This is a genomic window from Wenyingzhuangia gilva (assembly GCF_030519655.1).
Taxonomy (GTDB): domain Bacteria; phylum Bacteroidota; class Bacteroidia; order Flavobacteriales; family Flavobacteriaceae; genus Wenyingzhuangia; species Wenyingzhuangia gilva.
Map to the genome: position 1 here is coordinate 42,471 of NZ_JAUMIT010000004.1, position 20,083 is coordinate 62,553.

17 protein-coding genes and 1 tRNA gene are annotated in these 20,083 nt (G+C 31.7%); 4 read left to right on the forward strand and 14 right to left on the reverse strand.

Annotation, left to right across the window (positions count from 1 at the left end):
* The 3 genes from QVZ41_RS08945 to QVZ41_RS08955 all read right to left on the reverse strand — a co-directional run bounded on the left by QVZ41_RS08945 (position 1) and on the right by QVZ41_RS08955 (position 3,548).
* Positions 1-345, reverse strand: a complete 345-nt coding sequence (locus QVZ41_RS08945) for a hypothetical protein (RefSeq protein WP_302884227.1) — start codon at positions 343-345, stop codon at positions 1-3.
* A gap of 71 nt (positions 346-416) precedes the next feature.
* Positions 417-1,133 carry a DUF4198 domain-containing protein gene (locus QVZ41_RS08950; protein ID WP_302884228.1) on the reverse strand — a complete coding sequence of 239 codons (717 nt, stop codon included), beginning with the start codon at positions 1,131-1,133 and terminating at the stop codon, positions 417-419.
* A 21-nt stretch (positions 1,134-1,154) separates the two neighbouring features.
* Positions 1,155-3,548 carry a TonB-dependent receptor gene (locus QVZ41_RS08955; RefSeq protein WP_302884229.1) on the reverse strand — a complete coding sequence of 798 codons (2,394 nt, stop codon included), beginning with the start codon at positions 3,546-3,548 and terminating at the stop codon, positions 1,155-1,157.
* 182 nt (positions 3,549-3,730) lie between these two features.
* On the opposite strand from QVZ41_RS08955, the gene QVZ41_RS08960 reads away from it, so the two are divergent.
* A complete protein-coding gene (locus QVZ41_RS08960) occupies positions 3,731-6,283 on the forward strand; it encodes a TonB-dependent receptor (RefSeq protein WP_302884230.1) in 2,553 nt (850 codons plus the stop codon).
* A gap of 62 nt (positions 6,284-6,345) precedes the next feature.
* Here QVZ41_RS08960 and QVZ41_RS08965 read toward each other — a convergent pair whose 3' ends face one another.
* Positions 6,346-6,774, reverse strand: a complete 429-nt coding sequence (locus QVZ41_RS08965; protein WP_302884231.1) for a hypothetical protein — start codon at positions 6,772-6,774, stop codon at positions 6,346-6,348.
* Between the two features lie 27 nt (positions 6,775-6,801).
* Positions 6,802-7,746 (reverse strand): calcium/sodium antiporter, encoded by a 945-nt coding sequence (locus QVZ41_RS08970; protein ID WP_302884232.1) that lies wholly within the window; start codon positions 7,744-7,746, stop codon positions 6,802-6,804.
* A gap of 42 nt (positions 7,747-7,788) precedes the next feature.
* On the opposite strand from QVZ41_RS08970, the gene QVZ41_RS08975 reads away from it, so the two are divergent.
* Positions 7,789-7,938 carry an SsrA-binding protein gene (locus tag QVZ41_RS08975; RefSeq protein WP_302884233.1) on the forward strand — a complete coding sequence of 50 codons (150 nt, stop codon included), beginning with the start codon at positions 7,789-7,791 and terminating at the stop codon, positions 7,936-7,938.
* Positions 7,939-7,995: 57 nt separating this feature from the next.
* Positions 7,996-8,069, forward strand: a tRNA-Arg gene (locus QVZ41_RS08980).
* A gap of 112 nt (positions 8,070-8,181) precedes the next feature.
* Here QVZ41_RS08980 and QVZ41_RS08985 read toward each other — a convergent pair.
* From QVZ41_RS08985 to QVZ41_RS09010, 6 genes are all read right to left on the reverse strand, one after another.
* Positions 8,182-8,454 (reverse strand): hypothetical protein, encoded by a 273-nt coding sequence (locus QVZ41_RS08985; protein ID WP_302884234.1) that lies wholly within the window; start codon positions 8,452-8,454, stop codon positions 8,182-8,184.
* A 1-nt stretch (position 8,455) separates the two neighbouring features.
* Entirely contained in the window at positions 8,456-8,731 is a 276-nt protein-coding gene (locus tag QVZ41_RS08990; protein ID WP_302884235.1) for an ATP-dependent Clp protease adaptor ClpS, read from the reverse strand.
* A 20-nt stretch (positions 8,732-8,751) separates the two neighbouring features.
* Positions 8,752-9,579 carry a 50S ribosomal protein L11 methyltransferase gene (gene prmA / locus QVZ41_RS08995; RefSeq protein ID WP_302884236.1) on the reverse strand — a complete coding sequence of 276 codons (828 nt, stop codon included), beginning with the start codon at positions 9,577-9,579 and terminating at the stop codon, positions 8,752-8,754.
* Between the two features lie 79 nt (positions 9,580-9,658).
* Entirely contained in the window at positions 9,659-10,417 is a 759-nt protein-coding gene (gene tpiA / locus QVZ41_RS09000; RefSeq protein WP_302884237.1) for a triose-phosphate isomerase, read from the reverse strand.
* Positions 10,418-10,428: 11 nt separating this feature from the next.
* The gene (locus QVZ41_RS09005; protein ID WP_302884238.1) at positions 10,429-10,917 is read right to left on the reverse strand and encodes a TlpA family protein disulfide reductase; all 489 of its coding nucleotides are present in this window, start codon (positions 10,915-10,917) and stop codon (positions 10,429-10,431) included.
* Positions 10,918-10,923: 6 nt separating this feature from the next.
* Positions 10,924-11,994, reverse strand: coding sequence for an ABC transporter permease (locus QVZ41_RS09010; RefSeq protein ID WP_302884239.1), 1,071 nt, complete (start codon positions 11,992-11,994; stop codon positions 10,924-10,926).
* 113 nt (positions 11,995-12,107) lie between these two features.
* On the opposite strand from QVZ41_RS09010, the gene QVZ41_RS09015 reads away from it, so the two are divergent.
* Positions 12,108-13,124, forward strand: coding sequence for a Gfo/Idh/MocA family oxidoreductase (locus tag QVZ41_RS09015; protein ID WP_302884240.1), 1,017 nt, complete (start codon positions 12,108-12,110; stop codon positions 13,122-13,124).
* Here QVZ41_RS09015 and QVZ41_RS09020 read toward each other — a convergent pair whose 3' ends face one another.
* Genes QVZ41_RS09020 through QVZ41_RS09030 form a run of 3 tightly spaced genes read right to left on the reverse strand, consistent with a single transcriptional unit; the run spans position 13,125 to position 19,988 of the window.
* Positions 13,125-14,078, reverse strand: a complete 954-nt coding sequence (locus QVZ41_RS09020) for a transglutaminase family protein (RefSeq protein ID WP_302884241.1) — start codon at positions 14,076-14,078, stop codon at positions 13,125-13,127.
* The gene (locus QVZ41_RS09025) at positions 14,078-16,633 is read right to left on the reverse strand and encodes a circularly permuted type 2 ATP-grasp protein (RefSeq protein ID WP_302884242.1); all 2,556 of its coding nucleotides are present in this window, start codon (positions 16,631-16,633) and stop codon (positions 14,078-14,080) included. The genes QVZ41_RS09020 and QVZ41_RS09025 overlap by 1 nt, the downstream gene beginning before the upstream one ends.
* A 10-nt stretch (positions 16,634-16,643) precedes the next feature.
* A complete protein-coding gene (locus QVZ41_RS09030; protein WP_302884243.1) occupies positions 16,644-19,988 on the reverse strand; it encodes a transglutaminase family protein in 3,345 nt (1,114 codons plus the stop codon).
* Between the last annotated feature and the right edge of the window lie 95 nt (positions 19,989-20,083).

The following is a 20,083-nucleotide window of genomic DNA, read 5'->3' on the forward strand; positions in this document are numbered from 1 at the left end:
TTAAATAGAAGTTATTTGTTGAAACCATTCAATTAAAAAACATAAAACAAAGGCAATGCAAATGTTTTTATATGTAATGAGTTGCAAAGGTGTTAGTAAAACAATCAAGCCTCCAATAGTCATAAAACCAATCACGTTGAATAAGATTCCGACACAAAAACCTAATTGATCTATTGAGATGATAAAACTTATCAGCATAAGCATCAATCCTATCTTTTTTGCTAAAGATGGATGTGCTTGAATGTTTTTTTCGAATCTTAAATTAGAGACGATATTTATCCTCTTGGTGGTGACATAGAAAATATAAAAAGTAAAAAAGAGGAGTATGATTAAAATTGAAATCATATATTTTAAAAAATTATAATATCCCTAAGAGTCATAACAAACTCTTAGGGATATTTTTTTAATAATTGAGTTTATAAAATAGTGTAGGTTACACAGTGCCAAATAAATTCATACTCTTTGTTGTTGTATTTACCAGGAGCTTCCTCTTTGTAGGTAGTTTCTACAATATATTTGGTTTCCCATGGCAAATTAAAAATTACAAATCCATTTTCATCTGTGGTTAAAGTTTTTGTCCATAAATCGGCAACATAAACTTTTACTTCGTTTTTCGGCAATGCTTTGTTTTTGTATAGTACTTGTAGTTTTACTGTTCTTTTGCTTTCTGAAATATCTTTTACAGTAATACCCTCGTCATTTAAAGTAGCAGTAGCATTGTCTTTTTTACCTATTTGTATTTTTGCAACGGAATGATAGTGTGTTTTAAAAATTCCAAAGTTGTATTGTGTATAATCAATAACATCAATATTATTGTTGTCTAAAATTACTGTATAAGTTCCTTTGTTTTTTGGAGTAAATTCAGCAACAAAATAAGTGTCCTTTGCTACGGTTTTTAATGCCGTTTTATTTCCTTGAGCATCTATAGCCCATAAACTAAAGTTTTGAACTTTTTTAAAAGCATCTCCATTTGCTTCTTCAATTTCTCCATAAGTATATTCTCCAAAGAAAACTTTTACTTCTTGTGATTTTCCAACTTTTCCATTCGGATTGGTTTCTACCCACATATAATGTGCAAAACTTTGTAAGCTAGAAAAAATGACAATACTAAGCGTTAATATAAATTTGTTCATGATGTTTGTTTTTTAATGTTTTTAGAAAGTATAAGAAACAGTGATTCTTCCGTTAATACCTGGTTCAGATTGCCAGTATAAATAGGTTCCGTAGTTAGAACCAGAATACAGATACTCATTTAAGAGATTGTTAATATTGGCCTGTACTTTTATTTTATCATTTTTCCATGAGATGGCTCCATCTAATCTAAAGTAATCGGGCAAATCAGTTTGATTATTTGCTCCCCAAGCCCAAGAAGATCTATCTATTTGATATTGATATCCTAAAGAAGCTCCAAAACCATTTAGTTTAGAATTTTTAGAAAAATTGTAGTTTACCCATGCATTGGTTACATGTTTAGCATGTCCTGCTATTCTTTGCCCCACTTTAGTAGCATCTGTATCCTCAGTAATTTCTACATTGGTGTTTGCATAATTTAGGATAACATTTAATTCAGGTGTAATTTGTCCTTGCATATCAAACTCTACCCCTTTAGATTGAATTTCTCCAAGTTGTACTGAATATGGAAAAGACTCAGTATCATCTGCTGTACCAGGAATTCCATCAGGCCCATCGCCTGTTAAAGGATTATCATAATCTGTATTCGCTACATTTTGTTTGGTGATTTGATAAACCCCTAAAGAAGTTTTTAATTTTCCACCAAAAAATGTTTTTTTAACTCCTCCTTCAATATCTACTCCATCAACAGGGGTTAATGGATCTCCGTTTGCTGTGATTCCATTTTGAGCAGTAAAAGCTTGATCGTACATAGCGTATGCTGTAAACGTAGGTAAAATGTCTACACTTAAACCAATTCTAGGAGTAAATTTGTTATCTATTTCATCCTTACCATTGGTAACCAATTCGGTGTATCTACCAGCTAAAGTCAATCTTGCTTTATCATTAAAAAATCCTAATTCATCTTGTACATAATAAGATCTAACTAGATATCCATTATAAGGTTTTCCTCCATTTCTGTATTTTAAAGCAATAGATCTATCAAATACTGGAGCATCGGTATTTCCATATACAGGATTATAAATATTAAATGGTTGATTTTGGTCTATACTAACGGATTGATTAAAATCAGCCCAGTAATTTTTGTCAGTAAAATCAAATCCACCTAATACTTTATGAACTATTTTTCCGGTATGAAATTGACCAGATAAATAAGTTTGGAAATATTTACCAACTGATAAGGCATCCCAAACACTAATAGATCTACTTGCATCACCTGTATCAGTAATACTAGCCCAAGCAGAATTACCAACTTGATCGTACTTTAAGTAAGCAAGTTTTGTTTCAAAAGACCAGTTTTTAGAAATTTGATGTTTTAAGTTGGTGAACACTGTTAATTCCTGAATATTTGTAACAGGATAATTATTGTCCGTAAATTTAAAGTCTCTATCTAAACTTCCGTATCCATCTCCAACGGGTGCAAAAATATAAGCCGAACCAAGATAACTTTGAGCATCTTGTAAATTTAATTCAGTAGTAATAGAAGTTTTATCACTAAAATTATAAGTTAGAGCAGGAGCAATACCGTATCTCTGTGTGTTTTCATTTCCTCTGTGGGTATCAGTAGTTTGGAACATTCCATTAAAACGATATAATAATTTTCCATCCTCAGTTAATTTCCCCCCAAGGTCAATAGTTGTACGTAAATAATCAAAACTACCAGCAGATACAGATATATTAGCCACTTTGTTAGCTGTTGGTTTTTTAGTCACCACATTATAGAAACCACCGGGTTCTCCAGCAGACATCATAAATCCAGCAGGTCCTTTAACAAACTCAATTCTTTCAACGGTATTCATATCCTCTGACAATGGCCCCCAAGAATCTTGAAAATTAAAACCATTTCTAAATGCTGGTAATCTGAAACCACGCATATTAATACGTGCAAAATTTCCCCAGTGTTCAATCATGGTAACACCACTCACATTTCTAGTAACTCCGTCCATAATATTCGTGGTTTGTTGGTCTGCCAACAATTCACTACTTAGCACTTGTACGTTTTGAGCTAATTTTTGAATTGGTGTATTAATTCTTAATGAGTTTGAAGGAGCTTCAACAGTGTATTTATTTTGTTTATGACCTTCTAAAACAACTTCTTTTAGCTCTTCTTGATTTTCTATTAAGACAATAGCAGGAAGCGTTGTAGTTTCATTTGGATCTATAATTACTTTGGATGTATATTCTTTATAACCTAAAAATTTTACACTTAAGATATATTCTCCCAATTTGATGTTTTCTATGCTAAACTGACCTTTCCCATCTGTAATAGTTTTATAGTTGGTATTGTTTAACTGAATATTAGCATAAGAAATAGGATAACTATTTTTTGATATTATTTTACCAGATAACGATCCTGTTTGTGCATTTGCAAAAACACTTATCAATGTTACAAATGATAAGATGATTAATTTTTTCATTATAATTATTATTTAGATTTATTTAAAACAAGACAAAAGTATAAACAATTTGTAGATCTATAAAACTTATCAAGACTTATTTTAAATAAACTTATATTAAAATAAAATTCACTTCAATCCACTACTTTTGGATGATGATTTGGAGAGTTCTTAAAATCATAAAAAACTAAAATAATTACCCCATGAAAAAACTATGTACACTGATTTTGTTCTATTTAATTTCTAATTTTTCTTTTTCCCAAATCATTGGTAAAGTGACAGATAAAGAAAGTAAGGATGTTTTAGAATACGCAACAGCAACATTATATAATCAAAAAGGAGAAGTTGTTACAGGTGTTGTAACCAATCAACAAGGAATGTTTTTTATCGAAAATGTAAATTCAGGAACCTATTCTTTAGAAACTACATTTATTGGATATCAACCTAAAAAAGTTGAAAACATTAGAGTTGATAAAAAAAATGCTTTTATAGATTTAGGAACATTGGTATTATCAATAGCAAGTAGCCAATTAGATGCTGTTGTTATTAAAGGACAAGCAGCAACTGTATCTCATAAAATAGATAGACAAGTTTTTGAAACTAGTAAATTTCAGACTAGCCAAGGAGGTAGCGCAGTAGATGTAGTTAAAAATTTACCATCGGTAACCGTAAATGGTGAGGGAGCTATTAGTGTAAGAGGTAGTAATAGTTTTGCTGTTTTATTAAATGGAAAACCAACCCAAGGTGATGCGGCCTCTATTTTAGCACAACTTCCTGCAAATGCTTTAGAAAAAGTTGAATTGATTACGGCTCCATCTGCCAAATACGATCCAGAAGGAACAGCAGGTATTTTAAACATCATTACCAAAAAAGGAGCAACCAATGGAGACTATGCTCAAGTAAATGTTCGTGGTGGTTTTCCTCCCATTCAAGATTATAATACCAAGGAATATCCTCAACGTTATGGAATTGATGCAACCTACAATACCAGAACCGATGATTGGAACTTTTCTGTTGGAGCTAGTTACCAACGTAATGATATTTCTGGTAGAAGAGAAGGAGGATTGGATATTGTGAATACTACTAATGATACTCATAGATTTTTACCTTCTGATGGAGAACGTAGTTTTGATGAGGTAAGCTATAACGGTAGATTTACAGTTGATTATACACCAAACGATGCTGATGAATTTTCATTAGGAATGTATGCAGGAAAAAGACAAAAAGATAGATTGGCAGATATTTTTTATAATAATTATACAGTGTCTCCAATTGGAAGTGGAACTATAGAAAATGAATTTTCTTATTATAATCACAACTTAAGAACTCGTAAAGGAGATTTTGCTTTGGCAAGTTTTGATTATGCCCATAAGTTTTCAGATAAATCTAAATTATCGACTTCTGTTTTATATGAGTATACTTTTTTAGGTGGCCCAACAGAAAATGATAATGTTGAGGGAACCGATTTGTCAGATGATTATTTAACAGATGATAGTATTAAAATATATCAGCAAGAAAAAAACACCAATGACAATCCACTAAATGGTATTCGTTTTAACTTAGATTATCAATGGAAACCTATGAGTTTAGGAACCTTAGAAACAGGCTATCAATTTAGACATCTAGACCATAAAGGAGATTTTGATTATCAACGTAAAAATGTAAGTCAAGGAGAAACAGATTTTAGTCAAGTACCTGAATTCTCTAGTAATATTGAACTAAAAAGAATTATACATGCTGCTTATGCTCAAGTAACAGGAACAAAAGAAAAGTGGAATTATAATGCAGGGATTAGAGCAGAATTAATGAATAGAGAGTATAAAGAAAAGTTGGTTTCTGAACCCAATCAAAATACATATCAGTTTGATTATTTTAAATTGTTTCCATCAGCATCTTTACAATACAAAGTTGATGATAAAACCAATATTAAAGCAGCTTATAGTAAGAGGGTAGATAGAACTACTACATTTAAAATGAATAGTTTTGCAGAGCGAGAACACTCAGAAGTTTATGAACAAGGGGATAACAAATTAAAACCAGAATTTATTGATTTGGTTGAATTAGGAGTCTACAAAAAGTTTAAAGGAGGAAACTCAATGTTTGCAACAGCTTATTTTAGACATACTAAAAATGTAATTAATAGAGTAAATGCATTGGCTTATGAATCTAACGGAGTAGTGATTGACAGTATTTTAAATAGAGTGTATTCTAATGTAGGAAAAAGTAACGCTATTGGACTAGAAATAGGAGCAACCATAAAACCTTCAAAAAAATGGACAAATTTTATTGGAGCAAATATTTATAATTATGCTATTGATGGAGTGATGAGTTTTAATCATAGAGATGGTATTAGAAGATTATACAATATAGATAGTAAGGCTACTATTTATTCCTTTAATGTAAACTCTACTTATTCATTTTGGAAAAACGCATCACTACAATTTACCTTAAACTATATTTCTGATAGAAATACAGCGATGGGACAAGATTCTAGGTTTTACACACCAAATTTAACTTTTAGAAAAACGTTTTGGAATGATAATTTAACAGCCACCTTACAATGGCAAAATATAGATATGGGACTGTTAAATAGTAATGAGCAAAGAATTACTACTTCTAGACCTGGTGAGTTTTATACCACCACTAATTATGTGTATGAGGTAGATGTAGTGTCTTTAAACTTAACTTATACTTTTAACAAACTAAGAAACAAATCTAAGTTTATTGAAAGTGAATTTGGAAAACGAGAATTCTAATCACTCAACAAAATAAAAAAGGCGAATCTTATTTAAGATTCGCCTTTTTTATTTTATCTATTTTAAAAGATTCCTTGGTTTTTAAGAACCTTTTTTATTTTCATTCTTAGTGTAATCATACGCCCTACAATAATACCAGCAGAAAACCACATTACATAAGTTGATAATTGATGACCTGCCAACCAATGAGAAAAAAAATGCTTTTTAAAAACGACAATTAAGATGTAAAAGATTAGAATTAAGATTCCAAAAACATCCATTTTGGAAACTGCTTGTCCTACTTCTTCATTCCAAACAATACGATGCATTCTCCCAATAAAAAAACCAAGCCCCATACCTCCTAAAAAGTATAAAATACATTTATAGACTGGGAGTTCCCAGGCATAAATATCATAAAAACCAATGGCACTCATCCCTAAAAAAATAAAAGTCAAAATACGTAGTCTATAAATAAGTTTACGTTGTAAATATTTTTTCTTTTCTTTTTTCATTCTTTAATTTAACATCAAAGATAGTGTTTATGAAAAAACAGTAAAATAAATAAAGGCAGCATAAGTAGCTAGTAAAACAATCCCTTCTTTAAATCCAAATTTTAACTTGGTAGGAATAAAGCACAAAGGAAAAACCAATAAAGCCACACCTAGCATCCAATAAATATCATTGGTTATAATGTTTAAATCTCCCACTTTTACTGGAGTAATCATTGAGGTAATTCCTAATACTGCTAAAATATTAAAAATGTTAGATCCTATTAAGTTTCCTAAAGAAATAGCTTTTTCTTTTTTAATGATGGCAATAATAGAGGCTGCAAGTTCTGGAATACTAGTTCCTACAGAAACAATGGTTACGCCTATAATACGTTCACTTATTCCTAAAGCCTCAGCAAAACCAACAGCTCCTTTTATTAATAATTCTGAACCACCCCATAATCCAATACCACCAATGAATAATAAAAACAATGTTTTTATTAGAGGTGTTTCATCATTTTGTATATCTAATTCTTCATCCGTAATGGTTGTTTTACTTTGTAAGCGTAGCAAATAATATAGGAAAGCTATGAGTATTAAAAATAAGACGGTTCCTTCAGTTCTGTCTAAAATCAAATCATAACCAATAAATAAATAAAGTAGCACAGATGCAACCATCATCATAGGCCAGTCAATGGTGTAAAAAGATTTTCCAACATCAATGGTTCCTAAACATATAGTAACTCCTAAAACCAAAGCTAAATTGGCTATGTTAGATCCTATTACATTTCCTAGGGCTAAATCTGGAAATCCATCTAAAGCAGACTTAATACTTACAATCAATTCGGGAGCTGAGGTAGCAAATGAAACGACCGTCATTCCTATCACTATTTTGGAAATATTTAATTTTAAGGAGATGTTTACAGAGGCTTTTAAAAGCCAGTCTCCACCCAAAATTAGTAGAACCAAACCGATAATAATGTAAAGTATGTTCATTTTTTATTAATTTAGTGCGAATATACTTTTAATTTATATGCCATGAAAAAAAGAATCTTTAGATCTTTAGCTAAATGTAACAAAGTATTATTGCCCTCTTATGGACGTAAACAATTGGATATTAGTAGAGCATCTAAAACACAATTATTATTAATAGGTTGGAGAGCTTTTGTGACTAAAAATTCTCTATAAAAAGTTTATATTTATTTTGCGACATTGTAATAAAGCACTATATTTGCATCCGCAATCGGCCTCGTAGCATAACTGAATAGTGCACTTGATTACGGCTCAAGAGGTTGGAGGTTTGAATCCTCCCGAGGTCACAAAAAACTCATCATATTAATTTATGATGAGTTTTTTTATGTATTTAGATGTATAAGATTTATGAATATTATTATAAATAAAAAAGGAAGCTACTTATAGCTTCCTTTTTTGTTAATTATAATCTAAATATTGTTGTACCACTTTTCGATGATCATTATCGTCAAGTTTAAAGTCTTCAATTAATGTATTTAATCCATTAGGCTTTTGTTTTCCAATGTCCTCCTTGGAATCGTAGCTAGTAAAATGTACGTTGTAAAGTTCCTCTTTTTTTTCTAGTACAAGATATAAGTCATCTTTAATCCAAGCATAGGCAATGGTATCAAAAAAAGAAGAAAGGTCTTTACTGAAATCTGAAAAGTTGTAATAGTCTAAAAACTGTTCCATATTATTGTATTTCAGCAGACAATCCTAATTCTAATAGTTTAGAACATTTAGGTTTTAATTCTTCATAACTTCCTGTTTTTACAGCGCATTTTCCTTTGTAATGAACCAGCATGGTACATTGCTCAGCTTGAATTAGATCATGCTCACAAACGTTTATCAAAGCATCTATTACATAGTCAAATGTGTTTATATCATCGTTGTATAAAACAATTTCATAGTCCTTAATCAGTTGTTCAAGGACATCTATACTTTCTGATTTTTTTTCTATAGTACTCATAATCAAAGTAAAAATAAGAATTATTTATCTAATTGTAAACCAACCCAGTTATTTTTAGTATAAGTTTTTTGAATGGTCAACCCTAAATCTTTGGTTTTTTCTTCAAGAAATGGAATGTCTTGTGTGTAAAATCCGCTTAATAACAATTTACCACCTTTATTTAAACATTTATTATAAGTTTCCATATCGTTTAACAGAATGTTTCTATTGATATTGGCAATAATCACATCGTATTTTTGATCTACCAACATAGAAGCATCTCCTTGGTAAGCTGTAATATGTTTACAGTTGTTTTTAATCACATTTTCTTCAGTATTGATAAAACACCACTCATCAATATCAATAGCATCAATAGGATGTGCTCCTTTCATTTCAGCAAAAATGGCTAAAATTCCAGTTCCTGTTCCCATATCTAAAACACTCTTATCTGCTAGATCTAATTCTAACAAATGTTTGATCATTAAATGAGTAGTTTCATGATGACCTGTACCAAAACTCATTTTTGGTTCTATCACGATTTCATACTCCATTTCTGTTTTTTCATGAAAAGGAGCAATGACACTTACTTTATTATCTACATGAATTGGTTCAAAATTCTTTTCCCATTCCAAGTTCCAGTTAACTTGTTCAATTTCTTTATAAGTATAAGAAATGTTAAACTCCTCAGATTGTAAAGCAAAAACATCGTCTAAAATATCTTCGTTCCAATCTTGTGTCTGAATGTAAGCTTCTAAACCTGTAGTTGTTTCTTCAAAACTTTCAAAACCTAATTCACCCAATTCAGCAATTAAAATTTCAGTAGCGGGTTGTAGTGGTGTAATGGTAAAAGTGTAACCTGTGTAATTCATTTGTATATGATATTTCTGGATACAAAAATAGCTAAAAGCAAAAGCTTTTAGCTATTTAAGAATATATTTTGTTGTTTTCTTAGATTGCCTTAATCACAGCAGCAAAATCAGCAGCAACTAAAGAAGCTCCACCAATTAAACCTCCATCAACATCAGGTTTAGAGAAAATTTCTTCAGCGTTAGATGGTTTACAAGAACCTCCATATAAAATAGACACGTTTTCAGCAACTTCAGCACCGTATTTATTAGCAACAAATCCACGGATAAATGCATGCATTTCTTGTGCTTGATCTGCAGAAGCAGTTAATCCTGTTCCAATAGCCCAAACTGGTTCGTATGCCAATACGATGTTAGACCATGCAGCAGCATCTAAATGAAATAATGCTCCAGAAATTTGTTTGGCAACAACTTCTTCTTGAGTATTAGCTTCTCTTTCTTCTTTTACTTCACCAAAACAGTAAATTACTTCTAATCCGTTTGCCAAAGCAGCATCTGTTTTTTTAGCTAATAAAGCTTCATCTTCACCAAAGTATTCTCTTCTTTCAGAGTGACCTAAGATGACAGTTTTAATTCCTGCACTAGTTAACATTTCAGCAGAAATTTCTCCTGTATATGCTCCGTTAGCTTCTTGGTGCATGTTTTGAGCAGCAACTTCTACAGCAGAACCTTCAGTAGCTGCTAATACAGTAGTTAAGTTTACAAATGTAGGTGAAACAATAACTCTTGTGTTGTCTAAAGCAACATCTTTTAATTCGTTTACCAATCCTTCTGCTAAAGCTTTAGACTCGGCAACGTTTTTGTTCATTTTCCAGTTACCTGCTACAATTTTACTTCTCATTTTATATAAATTTAGTTTTCTAATACTTTTATTATTCTAGAATCATCAGCCTCAATGGCTCTGTAGATTAGTACTTTTCCAGTTTCATCAATGACAATGTATCTTGGAATCCAATCAAGGTCTATGTTTTTAGCAAATATACTTTTCCATCCACCTTCTACATAGTAATGATTTCCTTTTATACTAAAACGATTGATACCCTTTTTCCAATCAGTTTGATTCTTGTCCAAAGATATAAATACATAGTCAGCATTTGGGTGTTTTTCTTGAAGTTTTTTAAGTTTTGGAAGCCCTTTGATACAGTCGCTACACCACGATGCCCATACTTCTATAACGGTAGTTTTTCCTCTTTGGTTATCTATTAATTCTTGAAAAGTAAGATCATCACCAGCCAACGTGACCATTGGTGCGGCTAATACTTCTTTACTAAATGCTGTTTTTTCTTGTGCTTTGCAAGCAAAGAAAATAAAGGCGACTAAAATTAAGGTGATTTTTTTCATAATATTTTATTTTAATTCAACACTTGGGTCTAATATGCTGTAAGAAATATCTACCAAAATATTTAGGAGGATAAAAAATGCAGCAATGGTTAATATACTTCCTGAGATTACAGGTAAGTCGGAAGAATTTAAAGCGTTTACAATTTCTTTTCCTAAACCGTTCCAGTTAAAAATATACTCTACAAAAACCGCACCAGCTAATAAAGAAGCAAACCAACCAGATAGTGTGGTAATTACTGGGTTTAATGCGTTTTTTAAGGCGTGTTTTTTAATGATGACATAAGTAGACAATCCTTTAGATTTGGCTGTTCTGATATAATCTTTACTTAAAATATCTAACAAAGAATTTCTAGTTAATTGCACAATAACAGCTAAAGGTCTAATTCCTAAAACAATACTTGGTAAAATGGCATTTTTCCACACAATTTTAGTTCCCTCTCCAAAATCATCAACTTCCACAATATTACCTGTCATTCCTAAACCTGTGTATTCGTGTAGCACAAACCCAAAAAACCAAGCGAATAAAATGGCAGAGAAAAAAGAGGGTAAACTCATTCCCAAAGTACTAATCACCATAATACATTTGTCTAAAAAAGTATTGACTTGCAAGGCAGATACAATTCCTAATAACAATCCAATCACAAAAGCAATACTAATGGCTGTTATAGCTAACAACAAGGTGTTTGGCAATGTTTCCATTAAAATACTACTCACTTCTTTGTCGTTTTTTTGAAAAGAATTTCTAAGATTTGGGAATTTTAATACTCCTACAAAAGTATCAGTATTTAAAAAGGTAATTCTTGATTTATCCTCAGGTAAAAAAGAATAATCATTTAGATTTTTACTGTGAAAAGAAATAGGAGACAAATCATTTAAATAATTAAAATACTGCGTGTGTAAAGGTAAATTTAATCCGTATTTTATTTTGATGTTCTCCAATTGTTCTTGATCTTCTCTTTGGTCTAACAACATTCTAGAAGGATCTCCCAATAAATTAAACAAAAAGAAAAGTAGTGTTGCTACTCCAAACAAGCTGATAAATCCTTTAAAGATGTTTTTAATTAAAAATGAAATCAATGGAAATGTGTTTTAATCTCAAAGATATCATTTACAATAATTATATACACAGGAAGTGTTTAAAAGATTTGAAATAATTAAATTGCTATCGTTAATCAAAAAAGCACTTATCAATGTCAAAAATCATCAAAACAGGATTGTTATCTTTTGGACTTTCAGGAAAAGTTTTTCATGCACCTTTTGTAAATGAGCACAAAGGATTTGAACTAACGGCTGTGGTAGAAAGAAGTAAAAAAACAATCAAAGAGGTGTATCCTAATGTAATTAGTTATGATTCTTTAGATGCTATTATAAATGATGATAATATTGATTTAATTGTTGTAAACACGCCCAATAACACACATTACGATTTTGCTTTACAAGCTCTACGAGCAAAAAAACATGTATTGATGGAAAAGCCATTTGCCATTACATCAAAACAAGCAAAAGAATTGTACGACGTGGCAGCTGAAAATAATTGTAAAATTTTAGCATATCACAATAGAAGATATGATAGCGATTATCTTTCTGTTAAAAAAGTATTGGAATCAGGTGATTTAGGCAAAGTGGTAGAAGCACATATTAGGTTTGATAGATACAAAACCGATATAGGTCCAAAAGTTGCGAAAGAAACGGCAACTATTCCAGGGAGTGGAATTACTTATGATTTAGGTTCTCATATTGTTGATGCAGCAATTTCATTATTTGGATTGCCTGTAAGTTGGCATAAAAAGAAAGGGTATTATCGTGAAAATACTCAAGTAGATGATTTTATGTATGCTTTTATTGAATTTCCTAACAACGTTCATGTTCATGTAACGGCAAGTATGTTGGTCCCAAATCCGCAACCGTCTTTTGTGGTACACGGAACCAAAGGAACTTATATAAAACAAAGAATTAATTTACAAGAAGAACAGTTAATGGCAGGCATGCAAATTACTGATGTAAATTATGGTACAGAACCCAAAGGAGTAGAGGGAGAGTTAACCATTGCTCCTAATGAATTAGATAGAAAAATGATTAAAATTCCATCTGAACCTGCAACCTATATGCATATTTTTGAAGCTGTTTATCAAAACATTGTTAATGGAAAAGAGTATCCCATCACAAAAGAGCAAATTATTAAACAATTAGAAATTCTAGAGGATTAATTATTGTTGCTGCTGCTGTTGTTGAGAAGCTGATCCCGGAATTTGCATTTGTGTTTGTTTATAACCACCATCAGGTCTAATATCTACAGATACTTTTAAGGTGCTTTTTCCACTACTATATAACACTCCTTTTAAGGGAGCAACATCGTAATAATCCCTTCCCCAGGCCACTACAATGTGTTGGTTTTTGGGGATTTGATTGTTGGTAGGATCAAAATCTAACCAACCAAAAGTAGGAATGTAAACAGAAAACCAAGCGTGAGAAGCATCGGTTCCAATTAATTTTTCTTTTCCAGGAGGCGGTAAAGTTTCTATATAACCACTCACATATTTTGCAGGTAATTTTACAGATCTTAAACAAGCAATAGCAATTTGTGCAAAGTCCTGACACACTCCTTTTTTTTCTTTCATCACCTCACTAATAGGTGTTGCTACGTTAGAAAAGGTAGTGTTAAATTCAAAATCTTTAAAAATTCTTTGCATTAATTCATAACTAGCTTCATACACAGATCTATCTGGTTTAAAAGAAATTTCTGCATAAGCTTTGATGTTTTCATCAATGTTTTTGATGAGTACAGATTCTAGCTGAAATTGTCTTGCTTCTAAAATATCATCACTTACTCCTTTTAAAACTTCTAAGGCTTCCGTTAGAGTAATGTTTTTAGCAGATTCAAAATCATCAATGTTTGGAGCAAGTAAAATATTTCTTTCCACTTTACTAACAGCAGTTACTTTTAATTGTTTGTGATGTTCCTGAATGGAAAAACGAGTAATAGTGTTCCCAAAAAAATCAAGCCTTTCCGAAAATTCTACAGGTTTTGGACTGATTTGCAAATCGTATGAAATCAATCTTTGACCAGGAATATTCTTTGGTTTTAAAATTGCCATGTTGTGACAAAAGGTTACACCTTCCTCATAATCATATTGGGTAGTATGGATGACTTTATAAACCATTATATCACAATTTTTTGTTTAACCATTTGTGTTTGCTGATAGGTATGATCAAAATAAGTGTTAGAAATTGACAATGAAGTTTCGTGTAACAAATCACTTAATTCAGACAAAAGATCTTCAAGGTTGTTTCTAAGCGTTAAATCTTCATTTAAACTTAGCAAAGTTTCAGAATCAATATTGTTGATAATTTTATTGGCTACTCTTATGGTTTCTACAGATTTAGAAAAACCTAAAGTTCCTTTTGGAATAGGCAATCTTTCTATGTCTTTTTCTATTCTTTTTAATTGATAGGATAAAGATTTTGGATATTCTTTGTCTAACAAAATCAAATTGACCACATTGTCTATACTTAGATAAGAACGATAACTATATCTGTAAATATTTAAACTTTCGTGACTAGATAATAGCGATTCTAAGATTTCGTAGTTTAATTGCTCTTCGTAATTAAAAACAATTAAAGATCTACATTTGGCAATATTCATGGTAGCTTGTTCCATTTGTAAACCAATAAAATAAAGTAACAAACCTTGGTTTACTAAAATACTTTCTTCTATTAAGCCCATAAAAGCAATCAACCTTGTAATGGTTCTGTCTAATAATTTGGTTAACGAAGCAATAGAGGGTTGTTCATCTGTATTGTAGTTTTTCCATAGTTTTTTAATACTATCAAAAACCCTCCACATATCTTTAGACCAAAGGTTTCTTAGGGTGTAATATGAATTGTTAAAACTATTTAGGGTTTGAGCCAAACTACCTATTCTGTTTTCATCTAGAATTAAAGATTGAATTTCGTTTAATGGATTTTCTAAGTTTTTTTCAGAACCTTCTCCCACAAAACCAGGAAAAGTAGAGGTGATGTTTGTAATGGCTTTGTATAAATAAGTTAATATTTCTGATTCTGATTTTCTTGAATTGTATTGCTCATTGTTCATGTTGTTCAACACCATTCTAATAAATCTAGAAGTTACCAAAGCTCTACCTAAATATCTTCCAGACCAAAATAAATTTTCGGCTGTGTTACTTGGTAAATCATTAATATCAGACACCGAAATGTTTTGAGAACTATTCCATGTGTATTGCTGAATGTTGGTTTGTAGTTCATTACTAATTACCCAAAAATCTTTGCTAACGCCTCCACGTTGATTGGATACTCGCAATTCTTGACGTTCTGATGCCACACGCACCAAACCACCCGGCATTACTGTATAACCATTTTCTTTAGCAATGGTAAAGGTTCTGCATACAATTTTTCTAGGTTCTAATTTTCCGTTGATATAAGTTGGTGCTGATGAAAATGATATTTTTTCTTGAGCTACAAATCGACAAGGATTTTTTAGAATTTCTTTTTTTAGGACTTCAATTTCTGTTTCTGATAAAAACTCGCAAAAGTATAAACTTTCTCTGTTAGATCTATCGATCCTTTTGACAACAAAATTTTTGATGTTTTTAAGTACAAAATTCAATTCCTTTTCTTGTCCACACCACCAAGATGCAATTTGAGGAAGAATTAAATCTTCTTTAAAAAAGTAGTTACAAATGGCGTTCATAAAAGGAACCAAACCAGAATTTTCTATTACGCCACTTCCTACAGGATTAACAACAGTAATGTTTTGATTTCTGACCACTTCTAACAAGCCAGCAATTCCTAAATAGGAATCTTCTCTTAATTCTAGTGGATCCACAAAAACGTCATCGACACGTCTTAAAATAACATCAACTTTTTTAAGTCCGTCTAAAGATTTCATCCAAACAAAACCATTACGAACAATTAAATCATTTCCTTTTACCAAGGGATATCCTAGTAAAGAAGATAAATAGGCGTGTTCAAAATAGGTTTCGTTATGAGGTCCAGGTGTTAAAATAACAATATTAGGGTTTTCAACATCTTTTGGAGCAGCATCAATTAACATTTGATTGAAGTCATTAAAGAAGGCTGAAGGTTGTTTTACATTGATATTATTGTATAATTCTGAAGCAATTCTACTGGTTGTAAATCTGTTCTCTAAGGCATATCCCATTCCTGATGGTGCCTGAGTTCTATCATTCACCACCCACATTCTTCCATCAGGGCCTCTAGAAATTTCTGCAGAATAAATCATTAAAGATTTTGCAGTAGTATATTTTATGTTGTCACATTGTCTTAAAAAACCTCTGTGTTCATAAACAACTTCTGGAGGAAGAATTTTGTTTTTAATTAATTTTTTTTCTCCATAGATATCTTTTAGGATTAAATCTAAAAGCTCAGCTCTTTGTTTAATCCCTCTTTCTACCTCTGTCCACTCATCTTCATTTATAACAAAAGGAATAATGTTTAAGTTCCACGGTCTGTGTAAACCATTAGGGTCATTATATACGTTATAAGTAACCCCGTTCTCAACCATTAACCAATCAATCTCACTTTGAAGGTTTTTTAATTTATCATCACCAATGGTGTTGATGTTTTCCAATAATGCATTCCAATTTTGGTTGATTTCTTTATTGGGTTTTAAAACTTCATCATAATTCTTAATATCAGATAAATAATCTTTAAAAAGTTTATTCGAATTACTAGTCATTTAGGGTACTCTATTTTTTACGCAAATCTAAGGTATTTGGGAATTCTTTGTCGACTGGAATTGTTTTATATCTGAATTTTTTTGAACTACCTAATTCTTCAACAGTTCTCTTAGGAGCTTCTGTTTCACTTTGGGTGATTTCCTCTATGTTATCAACATAAGTTTGTGTTTCACCAATGTCCCAAAAACGGTTAATTCTTCTAGATTCAGCTTCAAAACTATTCACAGGGAAGGTTTCGTATGATCTACCACCAGGGTGTGCTACAAAATATTTACAACCTCCAATAGATTTTCTACTCCAAGTATCTACAATATCAAAAGCCAAAGGAGTATCTACTCCAATAGTAGGATGCAAAGCAGAATATGGATCCCATGCTTTGTACCTAATTCCAGCTACAAACTCACCTTTTACTGGTGTAGGTTGCATTTGTACTTTTACGCCATTACAGGTTAGTACATACCTTTCATTCACAAAGTTAGATACTTTTACTTGCAAACGCTCTAAAGATGAATCTACATAACGAGCCGTTCCACCACCAGTCATTTCTTCTCCTAAAACATTCCAAGGTTCAATACCTGCTCTTAGTTCTAAGTGGATGTTGTTGATGTCTACCATTCCGTGTAAAGGGAATCTAAATTCAAAGAAAGGATCAAACCAATCTAACTCGAACTTGTATCCAGCTTTGTTTAATTGGCTAACAATGTCTTTAATATCTTCTCTAACAAAATGTTCTATTAGGAATTTGTCGTGTAATTCTGTTCCCCATCTTACTAAATCATGTTCGTATGGTTTTTTCCAAAACCAAGCTACTAAAGTTCTAACCAATAACATTTGCATCAAGCTCATTTGTGGATGAGGAGGCATATCAAACCCACGAAGCTCTAATATTCCTAATCTACCCGAAGAAGAATCGGGAGAATATAATTTATCAATACAGAATTCTGCTCTGTGTGTATTTCCTGTTAAATCGGTTAATAAGTGTCTAAACAATCTATCGGTTAACCAAAAAGGAACTTCACCATCTTTAGGAATTTGACTAAAAGCAATTTCTAACTCATACAAGTTTTCCATTCTAGCTTCATCAATTCTTGGTGCTTGACTCGTAGCTCCAACAAAGGCTCCAGAAAATAAATAAGACAATCCTGGGTGATGTTGCCAAAAGGTAAGTAAACTTCTTAACAAACTAGGTTTTCTTAATAACGGACTGTCGGCAGGGCTTGTTCCTCCAAGAGTTACGTGGTTTCCTCCACCTGTTCCAGTATGTTTTCCATCTAACATAAATTTTTCAGTACCCAAACGAGACTTTTTAGCTTCTTCGTACAAGGTCAAAGTATTGTTTACCAATTCTTCCCAAGTTTTCATTGGATGTACGTTGATTTCAATCACTCCTGGATCTGGTGTAATTTTCATAGACTCCACTCTGTTGTCATGTGGAGGGTTGTATCCTTCTAGAATAACAGGGATGTTTAATTCTTTTGCAGTTGCCTCAATAGAAGCAATTAAGTCTAAGAAAGCATCTGCTGAATCTAAAGGAGGTAAGAATAAATACAGTTTATTGTCTCTTATCTCTGAACAAATAGCTGTTCTTACAAAATATTTAGGTTTGTTAGTGTCTAAACCATTAATACAGAAATCCTTATATCTTGTGTTTACCAATCTTTTAAAACTAGGTAAAGGTTTACGTTCTTTAAATAAATCAGGCTCGTAAATAGGAAAAACTTCGTATTCTGGTTTGGTGATTAATGAGCTTAAAGGTAGTCTTAAGCCAATAGGAGAAGTTCCTGGAGTTAAGTGCAAGTTTTTACGTCTAAACACCCATTCACTTGTAAACCATTGTTCTTTGTGTTTGTTTAATGGCAGTACATATCCTACTGCTTTATGAGTTCCTTGTGCTAATATTTCAGCCAATCTTTTTCTAATTAAATCTTCGCTGTCTTCTTTGCTAATATCAATATCTACAGGAATATTTCCTTCTTCCCAAAGCATATAAAAAGCATCTTCGTAAGTAGGAATTATATGTTGATGGGATACATTTAAATATTTAGTTAGAGTTTTTAAAAATTTAAGATCACTCCCTGCTGGAACTATTGGATTAGGAGCAAAGCAAGAAAGTAATTCAGGATTGTGCCAAATGTTTTTTCCATCTTTTCTCCAATACAATTGAATTTCCCATCTAGGTAAAGGTTCTCCAGGATACCATTTTCCTTGGGCATGATGTAACATTCCACCCACACCAATTTTTTCCATCAACCTTTTGGTTAAATCGTTGGCTAATTTTCTTTTATGAGGACCATCGGCATCGGTATTCCATTCTGGAGATTCCATGTCATCAATAGAAACAAAAGTAGGTTCTCCACCCATGGTTAATCTAACATCTCCTTTTTGTAAATCTTTTTCTACTTTATATCCTAATTTTTCAATGGCTTTCCATTGTTCTTCTGTATAAGGTTTTGTAACTCTTGGTGATTCTAAAATTCTAGTGATTGAATTTTCAAATTCAAATTCGGTATTAATTTTTTTATCACTAAGAATTCCTCCACTAACAGCAGCTGCACTTTCATAATGTGGTGTACAAGACAAAGGAATATGTCCTTCACCTGCTAATAAACCAGAAGTTGAATCAAAACCAATCCAACCAGCACCAGGAATATAAACTTCTGTCCATGCGTGTAAATCCGTAAAATCTTCTTCTGGACCAGAAGGACCATCTAAAGATTTTTCATCGGCTTTTAACTGTACAATATATCCAGAGACAAACCTTGCTCCAAATCCTAAATGTCTCATGACCTGTACAAATAACCAAGAGTAATCTCTACAAGAACCTGTTCCACAAGCTAAAGTTTCTTCAGAACTTTGTACTCCGGGTTCTAATCGGATGTTATATTTTAAAAACTCATATATTTTTCTATTGATATCAATTAAAAAATAAATGGTTTTTCTAGGGGTATAATCAATGGTTTTTAAAAACTGCTGTAATAAATCACTATCCTCATTCACTTCTAAGTAAGGAGCAAGTTCTTTTTTAGTAATTTCATTGTATTCAAATGGATATTCTTCAGCACTATCATCTACAAAAAAGTCAAAGGGATTAATTGTTTTTAAATCTGCTACAATTTCTACCGCAATGGATAATTCTTTGGTTTTTTCAGGAAAAACAACTCTCGCTTGATAATTTCCAAAAGGATCTTGTTGCCAATTAAAGAAATGATCTTCAGGTTCTATTTTTAAAGAATAAGATTCAATAGGTGTTCTACTATGTGGAGCAGGTCTTAATCTAAATATATGTGGCGATAGGTTTACTGAACGATCGTATTTGTACTTTGTTTTATGAGAGATTACTACTTTTAAAGCCATGTGTTTTTACTTGTTGATGGTTTGTACGGGCTTATATGGCCACTTTCTATAACAAACTAAGTTAAATGATTTCTATTATATATTATCTGTGTTTC